The organism is Paraburkholderia sp. SOS3 (assembly GCF_001922345.1).
GTDB lineage: Bacteria > Pseudomonadota > Gammaproteobacteria > Burkholderiales > Burkholderiaceae > Paraburkholderia.
The window spans coordinates 1,270,056-1,293,598 of sequence record NZ_CP018811.1; the positions used below are offsets into that span (position 1 = coordinate 1,270,056).

A 23,543-nucleotide genomic window follows, 5' to 3' on the forward strand; every position below is an offset into this window, starting at 1 on the left:
ATGACCTCAACCCCAGGCAGCGCGGAGGACGCGCATGCGGAACAGACCTACGGCAAGATCACGCGCAGGCTGATTCCATTCCTGTTTCTCTGCTACGTGTTCGCGTTTCTCGATCGCATCAATATCGGCATCGCGCAACTCGATATGAAGCACGACGTCGGCTTCAGCGATCTGACGTACAGCATCGGCGCCGGAATCTTTTTTCTCGGCTATGTGCTGATGGAAGTGCCCAGCAATCTGTTGCTGGCCCGTATCGGCGTGAAGCGCACGTTTTCACGCATCATGGTGCTGTGGGGCATCGTTGCGGCCGCAACCGCTTTTGTGACCGCGCCCGCGCATCTGTACACCGTGCGGTTTCTGCTCGGGCTCGCCGAAGCCGGGCTGTATCCGGGCGTGATCTTTTATCTGACGCGCTGGTATCCGGTCGAGCGCCGTGCGAAGGTGATCGCGATTTTCACCTGCGCGACCGGTATCGCGGGTCTGGTCGGCGGCCCGCTGTCCGGCGCGCTGATGACGTATTTCAACGACGTATTCGGACTGCGCGGCTGGCAGTGGATGTTTATCGTGCAGGGGCTGCCGGCCAGTGTGCTCGGCGTGATCGCATTCTCTTATCTCGACGACGGGCCTCAACAGGCAGCGTGGCTCACCGAGCGCGAGAAGGCCGTCGTGCTCGGCGACCTTCGTCGCAGCTCAAGTGTCAGCGCGACGCATGCGGAACATACGTTCGGTCGTGCGCTTGGCGATTTTCGTGTCTACGTGATGGGCTTCGTGTGGTTTGCGCAGATCGCCGGCGTGTTTGCAATCGGCTTCTGGCTGCCGGCGCTGATCAAGAAGTCGGGCGTCGGCAGCGCGTTGCATATCGGGCTCTATTCGGCGATTCCGTACTTCGTCAGCTGGGTGGCGCTGGTGATGCTCAATCGTCATTCCGACCGGACGATGGAGCGGCGCTGGCATTGCGCGATCGCCATGCTCGTCGGCGCCGCGGCGCTCGTATGGGCCGGGTTCACGAGCGGCAATCTGGCGATGTCGCTGGTCGCGTTGTCGATCGCGACGGCCGGCATTCTCGCGCCGAACCCGCTGATCTGGGCGATTTCGACCGACTATATTCGCGGCAGCGGAGCGGCAGGCGGCGTCGCCATTATCAATTGCGTGGGGCTGCTCGGCGGTTTCGTCAGCCCGATGATCATCGGCTCGATCAAGACAGTGACGGGCAGCATGGCCGGCGGCCTCGGTGCGATTGCGGTGCTGATGACAATCGGTGCGATCGCGGCGATTGCGTTTGCGCCGGCGACATCGGGCACGGTCGCGGCGGGCGCGGCTTCGCCATCGGAAGGCGCGCAAGCGCATGGTGATGGCAGCGGCACGGTTGCCGATGCGGCGCTGTGATCGAAACGAAGGAGCATGAAGTCATGACGACGCAAGACTCGTTTGTGCAGATTCGCGAAGTCGGATTGCGCGACGGCCTGCAGATGGTGCGCACCATCCTGACGAGCGCGCAGAAGCTCGACTGGTGCCGCTGCATGGTCGATGCGGGCGTGACCGATATCGAAGTGACGTCGTTCGTGCCGCCGAAAGTCGTGCCGCAGTTCGCGGACGCAGCCGACGTGGCGAGCGGCGCGCTGAAGATCGACGGCCTGCATGCGGCCGCGCTGGTGCCGAACCTGAAAGGCGCGCAGCGTGCGTTCGAAGTGGGCTTGGGAAAGGTGCACTTCGTGCTGTCCGCGAGCAACGAGCACAACCTGAAGAACGTGCGGCGCAGCACCGCGGAATCGGTCGAGGACTTTGCGCGGATCGTCGCGGCGCGCGACGAAAGCGACGCCCCCGGCGTGCGCGGCATTGAACTCGGCGCCGGCATTGCGACGGCATTTGGCTGCACGATTGCCGGCAAGGTCGACGAACGGATGGTGCTGGACCTCGTCGACACGCTGCTCGAGGCAGGGGCCGACGAGATCACGATCGCCGATACGGTCGGCTACGCAAATCCCGGCCAGGTGCGCGCGCTGATGCGTCGCGTCTGTGCGATGGCGGGCAGCGTGCCGGTTGCGTGCCACTTCCACGACACGCGCGGGCTGGGACTCGCCAACGTGGTTGCCGCGCTCGACGCGGGCGTGCGCCGCTTCGATGCCTCGCTCGGCGGACTCGGCGGTTGCCCGTTCGCGCCGAACGCGACGGGCAACATCAATACCGAGGACACGGTGTTTTTGCTGGAATCTGAAGGTATGCACACGGGCGTCGAGATCGGCAGACTGCTTGAGATTCGCGAGAAGATCGCCGCGTGGCTGCCGGGCGAGCCGTTTACCGGCGCGATCGCGCGCGCTGGTTTGCCGATCACGTTCGAACCGGCGCAAGCGGTCGCTGCGTGACGATGATTAGAGGGCGCGTAACGCTGCCCAGGTAAATCGCGGCGACCGCCGCATCCATTCCCCGGGAACGTTTGGCCTTGCTGGCGACGACGTTACCCGGCTTTCCATCGGAATCCGTATCAAGCCGCGTCAGGCCGCATCAAGCCGCCGCGCGCTTCGATATCTCCTTTCCATCGCATATCTTTCGCAGACCTGACACGGCAGGCTGGTGTCCCTGCTCGTCCAGCCGGTTCGTCGAAGGCGCGCTTTATCCAATTGACAAGCCCGGCGATAGCTCCTATCTTTGTCATCACAAATGTGCGTTACATTCACATTTGTGATGACAAAGCAGTAAAACAACAAATTGGAGACAACCGATGTTCAAGAGCACAGCTCATGCATTGAGATTCGTGTCCGTCGCCGTCTGCGCGGCAGCCGCGCTGACGGCGACCCCAACCGCCGAGGCCAAAGGTCTGAAAATCGGCTTCAGCCAGGTGACGCTTCAATCGCCGTTCTATGTCCAGCTCAAGGAGGGTGCGCAGGCCGCCGCCAAGGCGAACGGCGACGAGCTGATCTTTCTCGACGCGAACGGCGACGTGAACAAGCAGAACAACGACATTCAGGATCTGCTCACGCGCAAGGTCAACGTGCTGATCGTCAATCCCGTGAACCCCGATGCGGTGGCGCCGTCGCTCGATGCCGCAAGCCGCGCGCACGTGCCGGTCATTACCGTCGACCGCGCCGCGCACGGCAGCGTGGCGGCCTATATCGGCCGCGACAACGTGAAGATGGGCGAGCTGTCGGGCAAGGCGCTCGTCGCCGCGCTGAAGAAGAAAGGCGTGACGAGCGGGAAGATCGTCGAGATTCAGGGCGATGCGGGCGGCACCGTGATGCAGGATCGTCGCAAGGGGTTTCACAACGCATTCAACGGCACCGGTTTCAAGGTCGTCGAGGGTCCGTATAGCGAATACATTCGCGCCAACGCCGTCACCGCGATGCAGGATCTGCTGCAGGCGAACGCCGATCTGAAGGCGGTCGTCGCGCACAACGACGACATGGCCCTCGGCGCGATGCAGGTGCTGCAGGAGGCCAATCGCAAGGACGTGCTGGTCGCAGGTATCGACGGCCTGTCCGAGGCGCTCAACGCGATCGAGAGCGGCAATCAGTATGTCGCGACCGCGCTGAACGATCCGCGCTATCTCGGCGACATCACGATCCAGACTGCCGAACAGGTGGCGGCCGGCAAGAAGGTGCCGTCGTTCGTCGATGCGGGCACGGAAGTCGTCACGAAGGACAACGTCAGGCAGATCAAGCACGACGGGCTGTTCGGCGAATATCGTCCGAAGGTGTACTGATCTTCGGGCAGCCGGCCGGCACGATTGCGAGCCACGTGCCCGGCCGGCCCGGATCGCCTCGTCGCAAGCGAGCGCGCTTTCAGCATCGGCTTTGAATCATGCAGGCGTCGAAGCCGTCGAGCGTCGCTATGTCTGGCGGCAGGTTTTTCATCTACTCACTTGTAAGGAAATCATCGTGCGAGCAGCTGTCATGCATCGGCCGGGCGACATCCGTGTCGAAGAAGTCGAAAAACCGTCTGTGAGGCCGGGCCACGCACTCGTGCGCGTGGCCGCGTGCGGCGTGTGCGGGTCCGATATCCCGCGCATGCTGAGCAAGGGCGCGCATGTGATGCCGCTGATTTGCGGTCACGAATTCGCGGGCTTCGTCGAAGCGCTCGGCAGCGGCGTGGAAGGCTTTTCGGTCGGCGAACTGGTGACCGTGCCGCCGCTGATTCCGTGTCTGAAATGCGATCAATGCATGCGCGGGCATCCGTCGCGTTGTCTCGACTACGACTACTTCGGCAGCCGCCGCGACGGCGCCTATGCCGAGTTTGTCGGCGTACCGGCAACCAATCTCGTGAAAGTGCCGCAGACGATGGACCCGACCGCGGCCTCGCTCGTCGATCCCGCTGCGATCGCGATTCACGCGATCTGGCAGGGCGAACTGAAGGCCGGCCAGAACGCCGCCGTGGTCGGCTGCGGACCGATCGGCCTGTTCGCGATTCAATGGATGAAGCTGATGGGCGCGCGCAACATCGTCGCGATCGACATCGCGGAAGACAAGCTCGAGATGGCGCGCACCGCGGGCGCCACGCACACGCTGCTAAGCGGCCAGCCCGATGCGGATCTGCCGCGTTGCCATCTGATCGTCGAAGCGGCGGGCCACCCGAGCGCGATCAATCAGGCCGTGCAGCTCGCGGGCCCGGGCGGCCACGTGGTGTTCATCGGCATTCCGACCGCCGACGTCGCGCTGACGAGCAAGAGCTTTTCGCACTTTCTGCGTCAGGAAGTCTCGTTGCACGGCGCATGGAATTCGTTCTCGGGCCCGTTCCCCGGCGACGAGTGGACCGCTGCGATCGACAAGCTCGCGACCGGCGCGCTGCGCTGGGACTTCATGATCACGCACGATCTTCCGCTCGAGGCGCTGCCCGACATGTTCCAGCATTTCGCGGAAAAGAAGGGGGCGGCCAAAGTCGTGTTCCGTCCGTCGTAGCGTCCTGCGTAATATGGAGTCGACATAACAAACGTAGGAGGAGACAGAATGTCCTTGCTCTTGGGGCTGGACTTCGGCACGGGCAGCGTTCGTGCCGGTTTGTACGATGCGGGCACGCACAAGCTCGTGCGCGTGGCGGAAGCGCGCTATCCGACCGTTTATCCGCGCCTCGGATGGGCGGAGCAGGCGCCGCTCACGTGGTGGCAGGCGCTCGGCGAAGCGTGCCGCGAGCTGATGGCGAGCGCCGGACATCCGCGTGTCGCTGGAATCTGTGTGGCGACGACTTCGTCGACCGTCGTCGCCGCGGACGAACACGGCGTTCCGCTGCGGCCCGCGCTGCTGTGGATGGATTGCCGTGCCGGCAATGAAGCGAACGGCACGCGTGCCGTGCGTCATCCGATGATGAGCGCCGGCGGCGACGCAGTCGAATGGCTCGTGCCGAAGGCGATCTGGCTCGCTCGCAACGAACCGGACATATATCGCCGGGCGGCGCGCATCTGCGAAGCCGTCGACCTCGTGAACTACTGGCTCACCGGCCGCTGGGTGGCATCGCAATTGAATGCGACCTGCAAGTGGAATTACGACACGGTTCAGCAGCGTTTCCCCATCGACCTCTACGAACGGCTCGGCGTGCCCGATCTCGCCGACAAGCTGCCCGGCGAGATGATCCGCGTCGGCGGCCGGATCGGTCCGCTCACGGAAGAGGCCGCGCGGCATCTTGGCATCGCCGGGCAGCCGGTCGTGGCGCAGGGCGGCATCGATGCGCATATGGCGATGCTGAGCGCGGGCGCCACGGGTCCGGGCGACCTGCTTTTCATCGGCGGCACGTCGATCGTTCAGCTCATGCACATTCCCGAATGGGTCGACGTGCCCGGCATGTGGGGGCCTTATCCGAACGCGCTGATCGACGGGCCGTGGCTTATCGAGGGCGGCCAGGTGTCGGCCGGCTCGATCCTGCACTGGCTCGCGCATCAGATGTTCGGTCTCGACGAGGCCGGTCATCAGGCGCTGATCGCCGAGGCGGCCGAACTCAAACCCGGTGAAACGGGCCTGCTGGTGCTCGACTACTGGATGGGCAACCGCACGCCCTACCGGTCGTCGGAGCTGCGCGGCGCGATCCTCGGCCTGTCGCTGAACCATCAGCGCAAGGATGTCTACCGCGCATCGGTCGAAGCGATCGCGCTCGGCTCGGCCAATGTGTTTCATACGTTGCGTGCGGCCGGCATCGAGGTGCGGCGCGTGATCGCGGCTGGCGGTTTCCAGAAGAACCCGCTATGGTTGCGCGCAACCATCGATGCGACGGGCGTCCCGTTCGAAGTCGTCGCTCACGACAACCTCACGCTGATCGGCGCGGCCGCTGCTGCGGCATGCGGCGTCGGCGAATGCGCGCAGTTGCGCGAGGCGGTCGCGAGCTTCGCGACGCGCGGCGTGCGCGTCGACCCGGACCCGCAAGCGCACGAGCAATACCAGATGCTGCTCGAACGCTATCGCGAGGCGACCGACACGGTGGGTCCGATTGTCTCCCGGCCGCCGCTCGAGGCGGCTGCCGCCATGAGGTCCGCAGCATGACAACCATTTCGACGAACGATTCGCTGCCGTCGCGACTGAACTCCGATCCGCAACGCGAGCAGTTGATGGCGCAAGTCGCCAAGCTCTACTACGACCTCGAGCGCACCCAGAACGAAATCGCGAAGGAAACGGGCCTTACGCGCTGGCAGGTCGCGCGGCTGCTGCGCGAAGCGAGGGAAGTCGGCATCGTGCGCATCGAGATCATTCCGCGCTCGCCGCGTCTGCCGCATCTCGAGGCCGACATGCAGCGCCGCTTCGGGCTGCGCGAAGCGATCGTGCTCGCGGCGAGCGGCGACGAGGACGTCGAGCTGAACGTCGTCACGCAGGCGGCAGGGCGCTATCTGGCCGGTCTGCAGCCGTCGCCGTCGCTGGTCGGCGTGTCGTGGGGCCGCACGATGATCAAGATGGCGCAGTGGCTGCCGCCGCGCTGGAACGACGGCGTGCACGTCGTGCTGTTGAACGGCGCGATCAGCATCCGCAACGTCGCCGAGCAGACCAACAACGTTGCCGAGCGTTTCGCGCATGCCGGTAACGGGCACGCGACGCTGCTGCCGGTGCCCGCGATGCTCGGCAGCGCGCGCACGCGCGAAGCGCTCGAACAGGACATGGTGGTCGCCGAAGCACTGCGTATCGCCGACGAAGCGCCGGTCGCGTGCTTCAGCATGGGCGAACTGTCGGACCGCTCGGTGCTCGTCGAGTCCGGTTATGTCGACCAGGCGATCATGCGCGAGCTCGCGAAGCGTGGCGCCGTCGGCGATATCCTCGGCCGTTTCATCGACGCAAACGGCGAAATCGTCGCGCCGGAGCTTGATAGCCGCACCATCGGCTTGCGGCCCGAGCGGTTGCGCGACAAGGCGTACTCGATCGGCGTCTGCGTCGGCGAGCGCAAGCACAAGGTCGCGCGCGCCTGTTTGCGCGCGCGCTATGTCAACGTGCTCGCCACCGACGAGGCGACCGCGCGCTTCCTGCTGGAGCACGGCGATGAGTGACTACGTACTGGACGTGAGCCATGTATCGAAGCGTTTTCCGCCGAACGTCGTCGCGCTCGTCGATGCGTCGCTGCGCGTGAAGCCCGGCGAAGTGCATTGCCTGCTTGGCGCGAACGGCGCGGGCAAGAGCACGCTGCTCAAGATCGTGGCCGGCGCGCATCGGCCCGATACCGGCGCGCTGCATATCGACGGCCAGCCTGTCGATCTGCGCAATCCGCAGGAAGCGAGCGCGGCAGGCATCGCGATGATCTATCAGGAACTCGACCTGATCCCGCAGATGACGGTCGAAGAAAACCTGCTGCTCGGCCACGTGCCGCGGCGCTTCGGCATCGTGTCGCGCGCGAAGCGCCGCGCGCTTGCCGCGGCGGCGCTCGCGCGGGTCGGCGCGACCTTCCCGCTGACCGCGCGCGTCGAGACGCTGTCGATCGCGAACCAGCAGCTTGCCGCCATCGCGCGCGCGCTGACGGGCGCCGCGAAGGTCGTCGTGATGGACGAGCCTTCGGCGGCGCTCAACGAAACCGAGCTCGAGAAAGTGTTCCAGGTGATTCGCGAGATCGTGGCCGGCGGCGTGTCCGTGGTTTATGTGAGTCACCGGCTCAACGAAATTCGCGAGATCGGCGACCGCGTGACGGTGCTGCGCGCGGGCAAGACCGTCGAGACGTTCGAGGTGGCCGCCGTCGACGAGCACACGCTCGTGTCGGCCGTAGTCGGCGACAGCCACGAACTGCTGGAACGCGGCGAACATGCGCCGCCGCGCGAGACGTTCGCATTGCGTATCCGGCGCCTGGCCGGCCCCGCCGGTCTCGAGATTCGCGATCTCGACGTGCGCGAGGGCGAAGTGGTCGGGCTCGCGGGACTGAACGGCGCGGGCCGCACGACGCTGTTGAAGGCGCTGTTCGGCGTGCAGCCTTCGAGCGGCGAGATCGAACTGTTCGGCGCGCCGTATCGCCCGAAACATGCGAAAGACGCGATTCGCCGCGGCATCGGCCTCGTTCCCGAAAGCCGTAAGACCGAAGGCCTCGTGCTCGATGCGCCGATCTATCGCAACGCGACGCTCGCGCACAACCGCCGCTACCGCTGGCTTTCGCATCGACGCATGAAGGCGCGCACGCAACCGGTGCTCGGGCAGTTGCAGACCAAATTCGGTTCGCTGACGCAACCGGTGCGCCAGCTCTCGGGCGGCAACCAGCAGAAGGTCGTGCTCGCGAAGTGGGTGATCGACGGCGCGAAGCTGCTGCTGCTCGACGAGCCGAGCCGCGGTCTCGACATCGGCGCAAAGGCGGACCTCTACCGGCTCGCGCGCGGCCTCGCGGAACAGGGCGCGGCGGTGCTCGTCGCGAGCAGCGAACTCGAAGAACTGTACGCGAACTGCAATCGGATCTGGGTCATTCACGAAGGCAAAAACGTCGTCTGTTTCGATCCGGCCGTCACGCCGAGTCTCGAGATCCAGCAGGCGACCATCATCGGACGAAGGACTTGAAACATGGATACGACTTCAAAAGAGCTCGTGACCCGCGGCGGCGATAGCGGGCCACGGCGCAGCTTCATCAACAGTCCGCTCGTCGAATGGGCGATGCGGTACAACTTCATTCTGATTTTTCTGCTTGCGGTGGCCGTAGCGACGTCGCTATCGAGCGATTTCCTGACCTTCGGCAATATCGCGAATCTGTTCCAGCAGGCCGCCGTGGTCGGCATCGTGGCGATCGGCATGACCTTCGTGATTCTGACCGCCAATATCGATCTGTCGGTCGGCAGCCTGTCGGCCTTCATCGGGATCGTCGTCGCGACGCTGTTGCACGGTGGCATGTCGGGCTGGCTTGCGACACCGCTCGCGCTGGGCGTCGGGCTGGTCGCCGGCGCATTGATGGGCGCGATATCGGTGTACGGAAAGGTGCCGAGCTTCATCATCACGCTCGCGGGCCTCGTCTCGCTGCGCGGCGCGACCTATCTGCTCTCGGACGGCTCGCCGATCGGCGGTCTGCCGAGCGGCTTCAGCAGCATCGGCTCGGCGATGATTCCCGTGCTGCCCGGTTCCGACCTGCTGTTCCCGGTGATGGGCATCATCTTTCTTGCGATCGCCGTGATCGCGGGACTCGTGCTGCGCTATACGGTGTTCGGCGAGTACGTGCTCGCGACGGGCGGCAATATCGAAGCCGCGCGTCTGTCGGGCGTGCCGGTGCGCGCGATTTCGATTGCGGTTTTCGCGATCTCGGGCCTGCTTGCGGCGCTCGGCGGCGTGCTGCTCACGTCGCGTTTGCACATCGGCCAGCCGACCTCGGCGCAAGGCCTCGAGCTCGATGCGATCGCGGCCGTCGTGCTCGGCGGCACGAGCCTGTTCGGCGGACGCGGCGGCATGCTCGGCACGACCTTCGCCGTGATGCTGCTGCAGGTGTTGCGCAACATCTTCAACCTCGTCGGACTCGGCTCGTTCTACCAGATGACGATTACCGGCGTGATCATCGTGCTGGCCATTCTGCTGAACCGCCTGATCGACCACTACGCGGGGCGCACATGACTGCCGGCGCCCGCACTTCCAGACGGCGGCGGCCTGTAGCGTCGCCGGCCGCGATTCCCGCTCAACCTCCGCATCCCGAACCCATGTCCGAACACTTAGCACGCAATCCGGGGGTGGCGCTCGCCCTCGACGCCGTACTCGGCCCGCAGGTCAATGCGCCTGCCGCCGCGCGCCGCAGCGACACGCTCAAGGCGCGCCGCTCGGTCAAGAAGGCCTGGCAGGCCGCGTGGCACGTAAAGGCGATTTCCTGCATCGACCTCACGACGCTCGCGGGCGACGACACGCCCGGCCGCGTCAAACGCCTCTGCGCGAAGGCGCGCCGGCCGCTGCGCGACGATCTGATCAGCGCACTGGGCCTCGACGACGCACCGCCCACGACGGGCGCCGTCTGCGTGTATCCGACGATGGTCGGCGCGGCCGTCGCGGCGCTCGAAGGCTCGGGCATTCCGGTCGCGTCGGTCGCCACGGGTTTCCCGGCCGGCCTCACGCCGCTCAGGCAACGGCTCGAGGAGATCCGTTACGCGGTGGCCGAGGGCGCACGCGAGATCGACATCGTGATTACGCGCGAACACGTGCTGCTGCAGCAGTGGGACGCGCTCTACGACGAAGTCCGGCAGATGCGCGAGGCGTGCGGTGACGCGCACCTGAAGGCGATTCTTGCGACGGGCGACCTGAGGACGCTGCGCAACGTGTACCGCGCGAGCATGGTGTCGATGATGGCGGGCGCGGATTTCATCAAGACGTCGACCGGCAAGGAGGATGTCAACGCGACTTTGCCCGTGAGCCTCGTGATGTGCCGCGCGATTCGCGACTACGAAACGCTGACGGGCTTCAAGGTCGGATTCAAGCCCGCCGGCGGATTGCGCACCGCGAAGGATGCGATGAACTGGTTGATCCTGATGAAAGAAGAGCTCGGCCGGGCGTGGCTCGAACCGAACCTGTTCCGTATCGGCGCGAGCTCGCTGCTCAGCGATATCGAACGGCAGATCGAGCATTTCGTCACCGGTCAATATTCGGCGCTGCACCGGCACGGTCTCGCGTAGCGCTTGCGCCCCGCACGGCGCGTCACGTCACGTCCATTCGCGGACCTACCGGAACACTCGGGATACACGCATGAAAACTTCACAAGCACGGATCAAAGACATACTCGAAACCATGGAATATGGCCCCGCTCCCGAAAGCGCCGATGTCGCAATGAGCTGGCTCGACGCGCGCGGGCGCGCATTCGACCATTTCATCGACGGGGCATTCGTCGCGCCGGCGGACGGTGCACGCTTCGCGGTGGTGAACCCGGCGAACGAGTCGCTGCTTGCGCATGTCGCGCAGGGCAGCGCGGCCGATGTCGACGCGGCCGTTGCGGCGGCTCGATGCGCCTTCCCGGCGTGGTCGTCCGCGCCCGGACATGAACGTGCGCGCCTGCTGTATGCGCTTGCGCGGCACATCCAGAAGCACGCGCGCTTTCTCGCGGTGCTCGAAAGCCTCGACAACGGCAAGCCGATTCGCGAGTCGCGCGATATCGACGTTCCGCTCGTCGCCCGGCATTTCTATCATCACGCGGGATGGGCCGAACTCGTCGACGACGAGTTTCCTCATCATGAGGCGCTCGGCGTATGCGGGCAGATCATTCCGTGGAATTTTCCGCTGCTGATGCTCGCATGGAAGATCGCGCCGGCGCTCGCGGCCGGCAACACGGTGGTGCTGAAGCCGGCCGAGTTCACGCCGCTTACCGCGCTCGCTTTCGCGGAAATTTGCCAGCAGGTCGGGCTGCCGGCCGGGGTCGTCAATATCGTGACCGGGGACGGCGCAACGGGCGCGGCGATCGTCGCGCATGGCAATGTCGACAAGATCGCGTTCACGGGCTCGACCGAAGTGGGGCGCGCGATTCGCCGCGCCACCGCGGGCACCGGCAAGAAGCTCTCGCTCGAACTCGGCGGGAAGTCCCCGTTTGTCGTGTTCGACGACGCCGATCTCGATGCGGCTGTCGAAGGCGTTGTCGATTCGATCTGGTTCAACCAGGGGCAGGTCTGTTGCGCGGGCTCGCGCATTCTCGTGCAGGAAGGCGTGGCCAGTCGTTTTCATGCGAAATTGCGCGCGCGCATGAGCGCGCTGCGCGTCGGCGATCCGCTCGACAAGTCGACCGACATCGGCGCGGTCGTCGATCGCGTGCAGCTCGAGCGGATCGCGTCGCTCGTGCAACGCGGCGTGACCGAAGGTGCGACGTGCTTTCAACCGCCGATGGCGGTGCGCGACGTGGGCTTTTTTTACCCGCCGACGCTCGTGACCGATGTCGAGACGTCGTCCGTGCTCGTGCGTGAGGAGGTGTTCGGCCCGGTCGTCACGTCGAGCACGTTTCGCACGCCCGACGAAGCGATCGCGCTTGCCAACGATACGCGCTACGGACTTGCCGCGTCGGTGTGGTCGGAGAATCTCAATCGCACGCTCGAGGTGGCGGCTGCCGTAAAGGCCGGCGTGGTGTGGGTCAACAGCGCGAATCAGTTCGACGCGGCGGCCGGCTTCGGCGGCTATCGCGAAAGCGGCTATGGGCGCGAGGGCGGGCGCGAAGGGATGCTCGAATATCTGTCGCCTCGCGGTATGCGTCATGGCGAGCGGTCTTCTGCAAACGCAGCAACAAGCGCGGCTAAAAGCGCGGCTAAAAGCGCGGCCGGCGAGGCAAGCGCTGCCGCGCTGCGTTCGCCGGTTCCTTCGCAAGGCTTCGTCGCACAAAACGGACAGGTCGACCGGACGGCGAAGCTTTATATCGGCGGCAAGCAAACGCGGCCCGACTCCGGTTACAGCTACCGCGTATTCGGCGCCGACGGCGCGCCGCTCGGTCTCGCGCCGCTCGGCAACCGCAAGGACGTGCGCAATGCGGTCGAGGCGGCACGCAAGGCCGGCAGTTGGTCCGGTATGTCGGGACATGCACGCGCGCAGGTCGTCTACTATCTCGCGGAAAATCTCGCCGCGCGAAACGCGGCATTTGCCGCATTGCTGCGCGAATGCACGGGCGCGACCGAGGCGGATGCCGCGCGTGAAGTGGAACTGAGCGTGCGGCGCCTGTTCCGGTGTGCCGCGCTCGCGGACAAATACGATGGCCGCGTGCATTCGACGTTGACGCGGCACGTCACGCTCGCGATGAACGAGCCTTGGGGCGTGCTTGGTATTGCGTGCCCGGACGATGCGCCGCTCATCGGCATGGTATCGATGATCGCGCCGGCGATCGCGCTCGGTAATCGCGTGGTCGCGGTCGTCTCGCAGACTCACCCGCTGATCGGCGCCGATTTCTATGCGTTGCTCGATACGAGCGACGTGCCGGGCGGTGTCGTGAATCTGCTCAGCGGACCGCGCGACGAACTCGTTCAAACGCTCGCCGCGCATAACGACGTCGACGCATTCTGGTACGCCGGCGACGCAGCGGGGTGCGCTCGTGCCGAAGCGGAATCGGCGGGCAATCTGAAACCGGTATGGACGCCCGATCCAGCCATGTTCGGGGCGGGCGCCGATCGTCATGCGCTCGGCGAGTTCGCGAGCCGCGCGCTGCAGGTGAAGAATATCTGGGTGCCGTATGGCGAATGAGCAGTCCGGGCGAGTCGCACGTGCGGTCATCTTCGATATGGATGGACTGCTGATCGATTCGGAAGGCATCTATACATCGGTCACGCAGCAGATTGCTTCGCGTTTCGGCAAGACCTTCGACTGGGAGGTCAAGCAGAATACGATCGGACGCGGCGCGCGCGATCTGGCCGAGTACGTCGTAAGCGCGCTCGGTCTGCCGATGACCGCGGAAGAATTTCTCGTCGAGCGCGAGCCGCTGTTGCGCGCCGGCTTCGCCAATGCGCCGGCGAAACCGGGTGCGGCGTCGCTGGTGCGGCATCTGGCGGAACGGGGCGTGCCGATCGCCGTCGGCACGAGCTCGTCACGGCCGTTCTTCGATATCAAAACGTCGCGGCATCAGGACTGGTTTTGTCTGTTCGATGTCGTCGTGACGGCCGACGATCAGGACGTGCGCAACGCAAAGCCGGCACCCGATATTTTTCTCGTCGCGGCACGGCGCCTTGGTGTCGTACCCGGCGACGTGCTGGTATTCGAAGATTCGCCGTTCGGCGTAACGGCTGCGCGGGAGGCCGGCATGCATGTCATTGCCGTGCCGGATCCGGCGATGAGCGCCGCGCGTTTTGCGCATGCGCATGCCATGCTGGGGTCGCTCGATCAGTTCGAGCCGCAGCAGTGGGGACTGCCGGCGCGCGTACAGCCTGCGGCGAGTTTCATAGGGCAGCCGTAGCGCGTACCGCGGCGCGACCCGACCCGACCCGACCCGCGGCGAGCCGCAGTCTAGAAACGCGGGGGAAGCAGACTGGCGGGATTGCTGCAGATCCGCTGTATTTCGAACGCGCGCAAGCGGTCCATATCATCGACATTTGTCTCGTGACGAGCTTGCGCGGTGCCGTCTGGCGCAGTTCCTGCCGAAGGTGCAACAAAGCGGAATACAGGGGACAGCGTTGCGAGAAGTTTTGCGATGCCGGCCATGATTGTCTCCGAAGCGAGTTGGAAGGCACGCGAGCCGCACTGGACGGGTTACATACATCACAACACACTGCCCGCATGACATGACCTGATTGTCAGCCGCGAGGATGAGCAGAAAATTAGCCGGTGACCGAGGGCAGAGCGAGACTATGGGAGCCGAGCGGGCCTGATGCGTCCCGGACCGGCGATTCGACTATGGCGGGCATGGGACAGCAGGTCGTCGACGGACCACTGATCGTAAATATGCTTTCCATACTTGCAGGCGAGAATCCGCCCATCCGTGCCGATGAGGAAGTCGGCGGGTAGACCCAGCTTGCCGCCTTCCGGATGAAAAGACGCCACAGGCTGCCTGCCGCGCACAAGCCTGCCAAGACTGCGCATCACGCCGCGCAGTATGGGAAGCCATGCCCGAGGGTCCAACAGTGCACGCGGCGACGACTCGACGCCGAACGCCGCGTATAGCGCTTTGTCCGGATCGGCGACGATTGCGAACGGCAATTCTGCTGTAAACGGCCGCAAGTCGTTGGCGGCCGTGTGGAACACAGCCACTTCCCGAATGCCGGCGGACACAATCTCGTCATGACGTTTCGCGATCGAGTGCAAGTGAAGATCGCAGACGGGGCAACCGGCAAAACGCCGGAATTGCAGATGAATCAACCGGGTCGGGTCGGGCAATGCCACCACGCCGTCGAGCGCGGAAAGCTGCCGGATTTTGACGAGCTGGCCAGGTTCGAACCCTGGACGTGTACGTAACGTGTGCATGACTTTTTCCCCTTGTAAGAGTACAGTGTACGCTTACGTCGCAACGTCACGCAATTCCGCCATTCAATCCATGCCACGGTCACGTTCCCTGACACACTCCGACCTCGCTGCAGCGGCCCTTCGCGTCGTCGACCGTGACGGGCTGCCGGCACTTTCCATGCGTACTGTCGCGGCGGAACTGGGCGTGGGCGCCATGTCGCTGTACCGCTACGTCGAGGATCGCGAGGCCATGGAAAGGCTCGTGGTCGACGAGGTGCTGGCGAGTGTCGAAACGGATCCGGGGCAACGTCTATCGTGGGATCGGCAGATCGCCCGGCTCATGGAAAGAATCCGCGATGCAGTGGAAGGACACCCGTCGATCGTGCCCTTGCTCATGCTGCACCGCCATGACTCGCAGGCGGTGAAGCGATGCGCGGAAGCGTTTCTGCATAGGTTGACCGAGGGCGGATTCACTGGCAGGCAACGCGTCATCGCGTTGCGCACTCTGGTCAGCTATCTTAGTGGCGCGCTGCAGGCGCAATACCTGGCTCCGCTCGACGGACGGGGCACCGACGCAATGGCCGATGCATCGCACGGTGAATACCCGCTGCTGTCGGCAACGGCACGCGTTGCGCGACGGGTCACGTCTCGCGAAGAGTTTCGAAGAGGAACTGAAATCCTGTTGCGGGGTTTGGCGAGTGTGCTTGAGGAGAAGTGAGCCTGTCTTTATCTCACATCGACGATCGCGGCATCGCTGTCGCTGGGCACCATTACCCCGCGAGATCGTGTCTTTGCGAACGCCTCGGACCAATCGACGGCCCGGAACTATACTGATGCACCAGGAGGTTCTCATGACCGATCAAGACAAACTGCACCCGCTTCGTCCGCTCCTTAAAAACTGGATCTGGGAGCATGGTCGAATCGGCACGCGATATCTCGACTGCGTCGATGGCGAAATCAGGTTTGATGAAGGCAAGAAATCGCGTTTCGCGGCCGAGGAATACATCTACGTGCCCCTCGATAAGGAACGTAAAGACGCCGACGTGTCTGCCGGCGCACCTGCGATCCAGGAAGCCGGGCTCGCGCGGTTTCTGCGCGCGGCACAGATGGGCAAGCCGGAGGACGCCGGTTCGGTAGCCGAGGTTCAGCGCGCCGTGCAGGACTGTCTGGAACTCGGCCTGTTCAGCGCATATCAACGCGAGGCTCGAGAGGCGTTCGCCCGCTATTCGCAGGAACCCATGTTCGACGACGAGATCCAGGCAGCGGTTGTCGACGACATTCGGCGCAGCTACGTCGGCATGCGGGAACAACTGGCGCTCTACGATTTCAGTGTGCTTTACGGCTTGTCTGCGCCGCTGCTTATCAGTGAAGCGCCCTTCATCGACTGGCGGGTGCGCGCCAGTCCGGCGCTTCCGTTTGTATCGCTTCCGCTGGGGCCGTACTGCCTGCTCGTCGGCGCATCGTCGGGCAGAAGCAGCCGGGTCGGTCCGGTGGTCTGGAAGGCAGCTACCGCGTTGGGCCCGTTGAAGGACCATAACCGCCAGATCGTCGAGCATGCACGTCTGTGGCTCGTCGCGACGACCGATGACCCACTCGCTGCGGCACAACCGCGTTTTGCCGTGGAGAAGGGATCAGAACGGCCCGCATGAAACATGCGACGGTCTCACCGATCGGCAACGACTGTCGGCATAGCGACGCGGCGCGAACGTTAGCTCAGGCCATCTGCCACTACTGCCGCGTAAGCATCAGGTCAAGATTCTGAACCGCGGCGCCCGATGCGCCTTTGCCAAGATTGTCAAAGACCGCGGCCAGCAGGATCTGCTCGTGCTCCATATCAGGAAACACGCTCAGGCGCATGTCGTTGGTACCGTTTAGCACTTGCGGATCCAGATGCTTGAGGTCGCGCGATTCGTTTAGCGGCAACACATGCACATGCGCCGCATCGGCATAGTGACGCGCGAGGCACGCGTGTACCGCGGTGCCATCCACCTCGGGCGCCAAGAGGCGCAACGCGAGCGGCACCGTGAGCACAATGCCCTGGCGAAACGCCCCATACGCAGGCACGAAAATGGGGCGTTTCGCGAGCCCTGCGTACCGCTGGATCTCCGGGGTGTGTTTGTGCGCGAGTTCCAGACCATACACCTGGTAAGCGGGCGCGTTGACGGCGCCCGGGCCCTCGTGTTCCTCCACGCCGGCACGCCCGCGTCCGGAATAGCCGGACACCGCATGAATGCTGACCGGGTAGTCGTCCGGTATGAGCCCAGCCTGCATCAGCGGATGCAACAAGCCGATTGCGCCGGTCGGATAGCAACCGGGATTGGTGACGCGATGCGCGTTCGCGATACGCCCGGCCTGCGCCGGTGACATTTCCGGAAAGCCGTATATCCAGTCCGGCGTAGTGCGGTGAGCGGAACTTGCGTCGATCACTCTGACGTTGGGGTTAGCAATGGCGTTGACCGCTTCGCGCGCGGCGGCATCGGGCAAACAAAGGATCGCGATGTCGCATGCGTTGATCGCCTGCGCGCGACGCCGCGCATCTTTGCGCTCGGCAGCGGCAAGCGTGACGAGCCTGAGGTCGGTCCTGTTGCGCAACCGTTCGTGAATCTGCAACCCGGTCGTGCCCTGGTCGCCGTCGATGAAAACAATAGGGGAGCTCATACGCGCAGATATCCGGTGACGGTGAGTCGCTAGCAAGCAGAATGGACCTCTATATTCCCCGCGCCGCTAGAATAGGGAAAGTTGAATTTCCTGACTTCGACATTCAGATTTTCTGAATTTGGACGCTTATGCGAGAGATCAGCCTTGACCGCTTGCGCACGCTGGTTGCGATTGCCGACCGTGGCTCGTTTGCCGGTGCAGCGCGGGCATTGAATCTGGCCGCGCCGACGGTCAGCCTTCACATCGCTGAACTGGAAGACCGCATTGGGGCTCCGCTGCTGTCGCGCAAGCGCGGCGATGTCAGGCCGTCGGCGATAGGCGAGGTGCTGATCGAGCGCGCGCGTCGGTTGCTCGCCGATGCGGAGCAGGCGTTGGACGATATTCAACGCCAGGTGCAAGGGCTCGAAGGGCGCGTGCGGCTCGGTGCGTCGACTGGCGCAATCGCGCACCTGTTGCCGCAAGCGCTGGAGGCACTGCGCCAGGATCATCCCGCGATCGACATTCAGGTTGCGGTCCTCACTTCGCAGGAAACGCTGTCCCGGCTCGTGGATGGAACGCTCGATGTCGGACTCGTCGCACTGCCTCAGCCGCCTGTTGCCGGACTCGTGATCAAACCCTGGCGCCGCGACCCTGTGATGGCTTTCGTGCCGGCGCATTGGCGGTGTCCGGCCCGCGCCACGCCTGAATGGCTTGCCGCCCAACCTCTTATTCTCAATGACGCGACGACGCGCCTTTCGCGTCTGACCGCAGAGTGGTTTGCGTCCGCGGGGCACCATCCTGTGCCGCGCATTCAACTCAATTACAACGATGCGATCAAGAGCCTGGTGGCGGCCGGTTATGGCGCAGCGCTATTGCCGCATGAGGCCACGACGCCGTTACCGGACCCGCGCATCGTCATGCGTCCGCTGCGCCCTGCATTGTGGCGGCGGCTTGGCATTGCCCATCGCGCGGGGTATGTCGAGCGGTCGACGCAGCACGTGCTGGATGTGGTGTGGGGCTTGCGATTGCCTTAGGGCCTATCCGATTGCCCGTTCGCTTTGCTCGAGACAACGACACATTCCTCCGGCGACTCTCTCTGTTCACCGAATTTGTCATCGCTTTTCCCACCATATGGGTAGTTGAACCGCGATATCCCCTGCGTCACCGCCAGCACGTCTTTGCGGCTTGACCTATACTGCAGCAAGTACTTAAGAAAATCGATCCATCAAGTGTTTTGCCTGCCCCGGAATCGATCAGTCATCTTGCTGCAGCCAACAGTTATAGCGACCTCTCGCGCAATTCAATTACGCATGCTTACGGCATGAGTTCGCTTGCGTCGACTCCTGTCACGCGACGTTTCGTATAGTTGGTGCCGACGCCGGAATCGTAAGCGGCGAGCGCAGCTAGTGATTACCCGATCCGCGGACAGGCGAATGGCGATCGGCTGCGTCAATATTCCAGCCCAATCACGGAGACGAACCTTGAACAAGGCAATCAGCACATTCATCGCGGCCGGTGCCGCTCTCGCGCTGTCGGGCGGCGCTTATGCCCAGAACAACACGCTGGCGACGCCGAGCGTCGTGTCGCCTGTCGCCGCTGCGGCCAATGCGACGAATGGCTACGGTACGCCTGGCGCCGGCAATTCGGACAGCGGCACGAGCGCCGGGTCGTCGAACGCGGGCGCGCCGAAGAGCGTGACTACGAGTTCGGCGGTCAGCAGCGCTGCTTACGGAGCCAACAATACGCTGGCGACGCCAAGCACTGCGTCGCCGGTCAAATAACGACAATCGCGTTTCGAGGGCCTGTGAAGGACCGCTGTCCGTATGGGCAGCGGTCCTTTGCTTTATTTGTCGCCTGTTTCACCGAACCGGTACGATATGGATCGTAGCGGTGCGGACCACGTTTGTTCGAGCTCCATCGGGATGTGAAATGAGTATGCAACTCCACCCTTTGCGTCTCTTTCGCGGCAACGATGTGCGTGCCGCCATCGAAGACGTGCTGCGTCAGCAAGCGGTCTTCGCGGCCTATGTCGTCCAGGGCATCGGGAGTCTCACGGTCGCTCAATTGCGATTTGCCGGGGCCGAGGCGCCAACCGAGCTAGCGGGCGACCTCGAGATCGTGTCGTTAGCCGGATCGGTATCTCCTGACGGCGCGCATCTGCATATGTCGGTGTCAGATGCACGAGGTCAGGTGTTCGGCGGCCATGTGGCAAACGGATGCACGGTTCGCACGACAGCTGAACTCTTGCTTGCGCTGCTTCCCGATCATCGCTTTGCAAGGAAACTCGACCGGTCAACCGGCTTTATGGAGCTCGTGATTCACAGCGGATCGTGAATACGGATAGAGTGGCGATCGAACCGCAAGAAACGCGGCTCGCATGACGGCAGCCGCGTGACGGCGGCGACGGTGGCCATGTGGTCGAGCTGCGCGGCGCGGCACAGCACATACACTATCGGCCTGAACGGAGGCCCGGCATTCACGCAAACCGAGGCATTCTCGTTTCAGGTTGCGACCGACGACCAGGCCGAAACGGATCGCTTATGGAACGCGATTGTCGGAAACGGCGGCCAGGAAAGCGCATGCGGCTGGTGCAAGGACAAATAGGGACTGTCGTGGCAGATCACGCCACGCGCATTGATGGCCGCGATTGCCGACCCCGATCGAGCGGCAGCGAAGCGCGCGTTCGAAGCGATGATGCAGATGGGAAAGATCGACATCGCCACGATCGAAGCGGCTCGACGTGGTTGAGCGGATCCAGAGGATTACTGCGTTCGGGCCTTCTGCACGCGAGAGTCGCTCACGTCGTCGACCAGGCATGGGCGGCCTGGCGTTTCTTCGACAGCGTTCAAGGCGCCTTGACGGGAACCGATCGTCGCGCTCGCAACCCGTCGACACCCGGAAGTCGTACCGCTGATCAAGCAGATTATCTACATGGGCGCAGCGTTAGATGTGCCGGGAAATACGACCGCAGCATTCTGCCAGGCCTTCCCCGATGCGCACCGAAATGATTTCACTTGGGCAACAGCCCACTTGCCCGGTAGCCTTCGATCAACGCATCGAACAGCGCGATATCCGAACGGCCGCGCGCCATCAATTGGGCGCCGACAACTGCGGAGAAGATGGAGCGGGCTCGCTTCTTCGCCTCTCTCGGACCGACGATGCCCGCTGCCGATAACGTTTTACCGAGCCATGCGATGTTCACGTCGGCAAAGGTTTGAACTTCCTTCTTGACCACGTCGGGCAGATCGTCGTATTCGGCCGTCATGAAGCTCGCGAGACACATGCGATTGCCGTTTTCGAGCGACTTGCGAAATGTCTCGTCCGGGTATCTGCGCAGGCGCTCGACGGGATCCCGCACTTCAGCCGATAGCGTTTCCAGCAACGCAGCCGCATCTTCCCAGTAACGTCTCGCCACTGCAGCGGCCAGCTCGGCCTTGCTCGGAAAATGGTGGTAAAGACTCGCGGCCTTGATACCCACGTCTTCCGCAAGATTACGGAGATTCAACCCGCCGTAACCGTGCGCCTGCGCGATCTCCGTGGCCGCGGCCAGGATCCTGTCGCTTGAACTCACGTCTGCTCGATTCTTCACGGACTCGCCCAAAAGGTGTTGACGAATCGTATTATAGCTTCGGGTATCGTACCTAACAAACGATAGACAGAATAATCTCTTTCGCTTGTACCGTGCCGCCAGTACGATGGAAGGCCGCAACTGAATGCCGCGCGCTGCGCTCAGGGTTTGGCCGAAACCGGTTCCATTCCGTGACGCCGCGCGAGGCTTGCTGCCTGGTCCGAGGCGATGAACGCGAGAAACGCTGCGGCAACGGCGCGATTCGGGCAAGTGGCCGTGACGCCCGCACTGAACACCGTCACCGATGCAATCGATGAGGGCAGCGTTCCGAGCACGGCGATGCCTTCCACATGCATGAGTTCGCTCAATTGCTGGAAGCCGATTTCGACGTTGCCATTCGCAATCAGCGAGCCGACCGGCACGCCAGGCTTCGCCTGGACGATACGCGGCTCGCCCGGCGCGATGCCCCAGCGTTCGAGCAGCCGCAGCACATGTGCGCCGCTCGGTCCGGTCGAATAGCCTATCGTTTTCGCGCGCAGTATCGCTTCGCGCAAAGCAGACTCGCTGCTGATGTCGGGCGCCGCCGTGCCGTCTTTGACAGCAACGGCAATCGACGAGCGCACCACATCGACGAGGCTATCGCGCGCAATATGGCCTGCATCCGCGAGCCGGGCCATCGCATCCGATGCAAGCACGACGACGTCGAACGCCTCGCCGTTCTCCACACGCTTTGCCGCTTCGACGCCGCCTACGGATTCGATCGCGACGCGCTGCTGCGTCTGCCGTTCATATAGCGCAGTCAGGTCCGCGAGCAAGCCGCGCGTCGCCATCGACGAAATGCCGGTCACGACATGCTCAGCCGACATGGCGCACCCCTCCCGTTACGTTCGGTGTGCGCATCGGGCGCATTGGGTGCGTCGGCTTGTTGCGCCGGGCTTCCGGCGCGTCGAACGCGCTCGGGCAGGGGCCTTGAACGTCGATAGTCATGAGAGCGCTTCCTCGCTGATAACGTGAACTAGAAGGTGTGCTGCATGCCCACGCCGAATGTGCTTCCCGACGGATTCGCCGTGAGCTTGTCGTAGGAGTACAAGGCGTAGACGTAAGTCCGTTTGGACAGGATGTAGTCGTATGCGATGGTGCCCGTGTTGCGCACGCTGTCTGCGTCGCGCGGGGCGCTGTGCTTCGTGCGCGCCCATTCGGCACGGATGTCGTTCACCGAGTTGATGGGCACCCTGAAGCCGAGTTCGTAGGTATGCGATCCCGTTTCCGCCTCGTTGTTGCTCGTCATCTGTGCGGCGCCATACAGCTTGACGACGCCGAAGTCATAGGCAGCCCCGGCAAGGTAGAGATTCTGCGGCGCCACCACCGGCGCGAGCACCGACGATCGCACCCGCTGCGCGGAGAAGACGGCCGTCATCGGTCCGTGGATGTAGGTGAGGTGCAGGCCCAGGTTGTCATGCCCCTGATGCCCGGCCGTATCGCTCACGCCATAGATGACCGCTCCCGTCAGTCCGTGGAAGTTCGGCGACACGTATTCGACGGCATTGCGCCAGACGGTATCGCCGATTTCCGTGTTGCCGAAGGTAGCGATATACGACTGCACGATCAGCGGCGAGAACACCACCGAAGAGCCGAACGGATTGACGAACTGCTGGTTCAGATACGTCGGGTTGGTCTGTTCGCCGAGCTTGACGGTGCCCCAGGAGCCCGTCAGGCCGACATAGGCATTGCGCGAAAAGAGGCCGTCCGTCGTATTCCGTCCAACCTGGCCGGTGTTCGGGCGAAAGAAGCTCTCGAGGCTGAACACCACGGCGTTGTGGCCGCCGAGGTCCTCGCGGCCGCGAATGCCCCAGTAGGACGTCGTCATTCCGCCGCCGGCGAGCTGCACGGTGCTGTGCCGTGTCGAGCTGAGCTTGGAGCTGTCGATGAACATGCCGATAAGCCCGTACATTTCCACGCCGGGATTGACCATCTGCGCCGCGCCGGCCGCAGCCTGCGAGGACTGCGCATGGGCGTTTCCGAAACTGGCTGCGCACGCGCACGTCATGCAGAAGCCGCGCAGCGCCATCGTGCGCATCGGTCGATTTGTTCTGATTTTCAAAGCAGTCTCCATA

22 protein-coding genes and 1 pseudogene are annotated in these 23,543 nt (G+C 63.9%); 17 read left to right on the top strand and 6 right to left on the bottom strand.

The features are described 5' to 3' along the window. From BTO02_RS05810 to BTO02_RS05860, 11 genes are all read left to right on the top strand, one after another. Entirely contained in the window at positions 1-1,386 is a 1,386-nt protein-coding gene (locus BTO02_RS05810; protein ID WP_075156234.1) for an MFS transporter, read from the top strand. 23 nt (positions 1,387-1,409) lie between these two features. Next, on the top strand, positions 1,410-2,363 hold the full coding sequence (locus BTO02_RS05815; protein WP_075158627.1) for a hydroxymethylglutaryl-CoA lyase: 954 nt from the start codon (positions 1,410-1,412) through the stop codon (positions 2,361-2,363). A 356-nt stretch (positions 2,364-2,719) separates the two neighbouring features. Then, on the top strand, positions 2,720-3,697 hold the full coding sequence (locus BTO02_RS05820) for a substrate-binding domain-containing protein (protein ID WP_075156235.1): 978 nt from the start codon (positions 2,720-2,722) through the stop codon (positions 3,695-3,697). Between the two features lie 175 nt (positions 3,698-3,872). Then, positions 3,873-4,889: a galactitol-1-phosphate 5-dehydrogenase gene (locus tag BTO02_RS05825; protein ID WP_075158628.1), complete on the top strand. Its 1,017-nt coding sequence runs from the start codon at positions 3,873-3,875 to the stop codon at positions 4,887-4,889. A 48-nt stretch (positions 4,890-4,937) separates the two neighbouring features. Beyond that, positions 4,938-6,458 (top strand): FGGY-family carbohydrate kinase, encoded by a 1,521-nt coding sequence (locus BTO02_RS05830; protein ID WP_075156236.1) that lies wholly within the window; start codon positions 4,938-4,940, stop codon positions 6,456-6,458. Beyond that, complete coding sequence (locus BTO02_RS05835; RefSeq protein ID WP_075156237.1) at positions 6,455-7,447, top strand: sugar-binding transcriptional regulator; 993 nt, start codon at positions 6,455-6,457, stop codon at positions 7,445-7,447. Before BTO02_RS05830 ends, BTO02_RS05835 begins: the two co-directional genes overlap by 4 nt. Further along, positions 7,440-8,927: a sugar ABC transporter ATP-binding protein gene (locus BTO02_RS05840; protein WP_075156238.1), complete on the top strand. Its 1,488-nt coding sequence runs from the start codon at positions 7,440-7,442 to the stop codon at positions 8,925-8,927. The genes BTO02_RS05835 and BTO02_RS05840 overlap by 8 nt, the downstream gene beginning before the upstream one ends. Before the next feature lie 3 nt (positions 8,928-8,930). After that, complete coding sequence (locus BTO02_RS05845) at positions 8,931-9,962, top strand: ABC transporter permease (RefSeq protein WP_083615006.1); 1,032 nt, start codon at positions 8,931-8,933, stop codon at positions 9,960-9,962. An 83-nt stretch (positions 9,963-10,045) separates the two neighbouring features. Further along, positions 10,046-11,005 (top strand): deoxyribose-phosphate aldolase, encoded by a 960-nt coding sequence (gene deoC / locus BTO02_RS05850; protein WP_075156239.1) that lies wholly within the window; start codon positions 10,046-10,048, stop codon positions 11,003-11,005. Positions 11,006-11,075: 70 nt separating this feature from the next. Beyond that, on the top strand, positions 11,076-13,535 hold the full coding sequence (locus BTO02_RS05855; RefSeq protein ID WP_232243463.1) for an aldehyde dehydrogenase family protein: 2,460 nt from the start codon (positions 11,076-11,078) through the stop codon (positions 13,533-13,535). Next, a complete protein-coding gene (locus BTO02_RS05860) occupies positions 13,525-14,241 on the top strand; it encodes an HAD-IA family hydrolase (protein WP_075156241.1) in 717 nt (238 codons plus the stop codon). The genes BTO02_RS05855 and BTO02_RS05860 overlap by 11 nt, the downstream gene beginning before the upstream one ends. A 50-nt stretch (positions 14,242-14,291) precedes the next feature. On the opposite strand, the gene BTO02_RS34135 is transcribed toward BTO02_RS05860, so the two are convergent. Then, positions 14,292-14,486, bottom strand: coding sequence for a hypothetical protein (locus BTO02_RS34135; RefSeq protein ID WP_156883755.1), 195 nt, complete (start codon positions 14,484-14,486; stop codon positions 14,292-14,294). Positions 14,487-14,630: 144 nt separating this feature from the next. After that, complete coding sequence (locus BTO02_RS05865) at positions 14,631-15,158, bottom strand: peroxiredoxin-like family protein (RefSeq protein ID WP_198039200.1); 528 nt, start codon at positions 15,156-15,158, stop codon at positions 14,631-14,633. Between the two features lie 157 nt (positions 15,159-15,315). Between BTO02_RS05865 and BTO02_RS05870 the strand changes: the two genes are divergently transcribed. Next, positions 15,316-15,942, top strand: a complete 627-nt coding sequence (locus BTO02_RS05870; RefSeq protein ID WP_075156243.1) for a TetR/AcrR family transcriptional regulator — start codon at positions 15,316-15,318, stop codon at positions 15,940-15,942. A 133-nt stretch (positions 15,943-16,075) separates the two neighbouring features. Next, positions 16,076-16,873: a hypothetical protein gene (locus BTO02_RS05875; protein ID WP_075158630.1), complete on the top strand. Its 798-nt coding sequence runs from the start codon at positions 16,076-16,078 to the stop codon at positions 16,871-16,873. Between the two features lie 79 nt (positions 16,874-16,952). Here the strand turns inward: BTO02_RS05875 and argC are convergent, their stop codons facing one another. After that, a complete protein-coding gene (argC, locus tag BTO02_RS05880) occupies positions 16,953-17,882 on the bottom strand; it encodes an N-acetyl-gamma-glutamyl-phosphate reductase (RefSeq protein ID WP_075156244.1) in 930 nt (309 codons plus the stop codon). A 128-nt stretch (positions 17,883-18,010) separates the two neighbouring features. Between argC and BTO02_RS05885 the strand changes: the two genes are divergently transcribed. From BTO02_RS05885 to BTO02_RS05900, 4 genes and pseudogenes are all read left to right on the top strand, one after another. Next, positions 18,011-18,895: a LysR family transcriptional regulator gene (locus BTO02_RS05885; protein ID WP_075156245.1), complete on the top strand. Its 885-nt coding sequence runs from the start codon at positions 18,011-18,013 to the stop codon at positions 18,893-18,895. A 447-nt stretch (positions 18,896-19,342) separates the two neighbouring features. After that, positions 19,343-19,642 carry a hypothetical protein gene (locus BTO02_RS05890; RefSeq protein ID WP_075156246.1) on the top strand — a complete coding sequence of 100 codons (300 nt, stop codon included), beginning with the start codon at positions 19,343-19,345 and terminating at the stop codon, positions 19,640-19,642. A 154-nt stretch (positions 19,643-19,796) separates the two neighbouring features. Next, positions 19,797-20,195 carry a PPC domain-containing DNA-binding protein gene (locus BTO02_RS05895; RefSeq protein ID WP_075156247.1) on the top strand — a complete coding sequence of 133 codons (399 nt, stop codon included), beginning with the start codon at positions 19,797-19,799 and terminating at the stop codon, positions 20,193-20,195. Between the two features lie 117 nt (positions 20,196-20,312). Next, positions 20,313-20,609: pseudogene (locus BTO02_RS05900) on the top strand (VOC family protein); the annotation flags it as partial. A gap of 262 nt (positions 20,610-20,871) precedes the next feature. Here BTO02_RS05900 and BTO02_RS05905 read toward each other — a convergent pair. The 3 genes from BTO02_RS05905 to BTO02_RS05915 form a co-directional block, all read right to left on the bottom strand. Next, positions 20,872-21,432, bottom strand: coding sequence for a TetR/AcrR family transcriptional regulator (locus BTO02_RS05905; protein WP_442953436.1), 561 nt, complete (start codon positions 21,430-21,432; stop codon positions 20,872-20,874). 158 nt (positions 21,433-21,590) lie between these two features. Then, the gene (locus BTO02_RS05910; RefSeq protein WP_075156248.1) at positions 21,591-22,295 is read right to left on the bottom strand and encodes a substrate-binding domain-containing protein; all 705 of its coding nucleotides are present in this window, start codon (positions 22,293-22,295) and stop codon (positions 21,591-21,593) included. Between the two features lie 149 nt (positions 22,296-22,444). Continuing rightward, a complete protein-coding gene (locus tag BTO02_RS05915) occupies positions 22,445-23,506 on the bottom strand; it encodes a porin (protein ID WP_075156249.1) in 1,062 nt (353 codons plus the stop codon). Between the last annotated feature and the right edge of the window lie 37 nt (positions 23,507-23,543).

Bases quoted from the DNA above. Each gene is read 5' to 3' on its own strand.
- BTO02_RS05860 (WP_075156241.1), top strand. From the start codon at position 13,525: ATGGCGAATGAGCAGTCCGGGCGAGTCGCACGTGCGGTCATCTTCGAT.
- BTO02_RS05840 (WP_075156238.1), top strand. From the start codon at position 7,440: ATGAGTGACTACGTACTGGACGTGAGCCATGTATCGAAGCGTTTTCCG.
- argC (WP_075156244.1), bottom strand. From the start codon at position 17,882: ATGAGCTCCCCTATTGTTTTCATCGACGGCGACCAGGGCACGACCGGG.
- BTO02_RS05870 (WP_075156243.1), top strand. From the start codon at position 15,316: ATGCCACGGTCACGTTCCCTGACACACTCCGACCTCGCTGCAGCGGCC.
- BTO02_RS05835 (WP_075156237.1), top strand. From the start codon at position 6,455: ATGACAACCATTTCGACGAACGATTCGCTGCCGTCGCGACTGAACTCC.
- BTO02_RS05820 (WP_075156235.1), top strand. From the start codon at position 2,720: ATGTTCAAGAGCACAGCTCATGCATTGAGATTCGTGTCCGTCGCCGTC.
- BTO02_RS34135 (WP_156883755.1), bottom strand. From the start codon at position 14,486: ATGGCCGGCATCGCAAAACTTCTCGCAACGCTGTCCCCTGTATTCCGC.
- BTO02_RS05875 (WP_075158630.1), top strand. From the start codon at position 16,076: ATGACCGATCAAGACAAACTGCACCCGCTTCGTCCGCTCCTTAAAAAC.
- deoC (WP_075156239.1), top strand. From the start codon at position 10,046: ATGTCCGAACACTTAGCACGCAATCCGGGGGTGGCGCTCGCCCTCGAC.
- BTO02_RS05845 (WP_083615006.1), top strand. From the start codon at position 8,931: ATGGATACGACTTCAAAAGAGCTCGTGACCCGCGGCGGCGATAGCGGG.
- BTO02_RS05855 (WP_232243463.1), top strand. From the start codon at position 11,076: ATGAAAACTTCACAAGCACGGATCAAAGACATACTCGAAACCATGGAA.
- BTO02_RS05885 (WP_075156245.1), top strand. From the start codon at position 18,011: ATGCGAGAGATCAGCCTTGACCGCTTGCGCACGCTGGTTGCGATTGCC.
- BTO02_RS05810 (WP_075156234.1), top strand. From the start codon at position 1: ATGACCTCAACCCCAGGCAGCGCGGAGGACGCGCATGCGGAACAGACC.
- BTO02_RS05815 (WP_075158627.1), top strand. From the start codon at position 1,410: ATGACGACGCAAGACTCGTTTGTGCAGATTCGCGAAGTCGGATTGCGC.
- BTO02_RS05830 (WP_075156236.1), top strand. From the start codon at position 4,938: ATGTCCTTGCTCTTGGGGCTGGACTTCGGCACGGGCAGCGTTCGTGCC.
- BTO02_RS05910 (WP_075156248.1), bottom strand. From the start codon at position 22,295: ATGTCGGCTGAGCATGTCGTGACCGGCATTTCGTCGATGGCGACGCGC.
- BTO02_RS05915 (WP_075156249.1), bottom strand. From the start codon at position 23,506: ATGCGCACGATGGCGCTGCGCGGCTTCTGCATGACGTGCGCGTGCGCA.
- BTO02_RS05895 (WP_075156247.1), top strand. From the start codon at position 19,797: ATGCAACTCCACCCTTTGCGTCTCTTTCGCGGCAACGATGTGCGTGCC.